The organism is Citrobacter sp. VF227 (assembly GCF_052950715.1).
In genome coordinates this window covers 1-449 of the sequence record NZ_JBRFVF010000504.1, presented here as the reverse complement: position 1 = coordinate 449, position 449 = coordinate 1, and the positions used below count along the sequence as shown (strand labels likewise).

Annotated in this window: 1 protein-coding gene; it reads left to right on the top strand. The window is 57.9% G+C overall.

Annotated elements, in window-relative coordinates; translation table 11 throughout:
• Positions 1 to 96: 96 nt before the first annotated feature.
• A partial coding sequence (locus ACU8YC_RS27555) for a F4 family fimbrial subunit (protein WP_446896334.1) occupies positions 97 to 449 on the top strand: 353 nt, incomplete at its 3' end.

The following is a 449-nucleotide window of genomic DNA, read 5'->3' as shown; positions in this document are numbered from 1 at the left end:
GCCGCGATGACACAGGGCTGTGGCTGCAGCCCTGTGCAATACCGGTCTTTCAGGGACGGTATAAACGATACTGATATTTACTGAAAAGGAAAGCATATGAAACTGAGAAAAGCACTTGTGGCTGCCAGTGTGACGGCGGTACTGGGCCTGTCATCCGCGGCCCATGCCTTTACGGAAGACACCGGCTACGCCGGCCATAACGGGACGGTCAATTTTGCCGGGACGGTGACGGACCTGACGCCGAAATGGATGTGGGAAGTGGAGAATTCGGGCACACCGTATGACTACAACATCAACATGAATCTGGGGACCGTCGCTGCGGGCAAAACCACGTTTGCCTATACGGCCAGCCCGGCCATCACGTTCCTGAAGGGGTACCTGAAGGATAAGGCCCCGAACGGCGGTCAGGCCCTGCAGCCGGTCGTGGAGCTCGGTCTGGCAGACCAGGA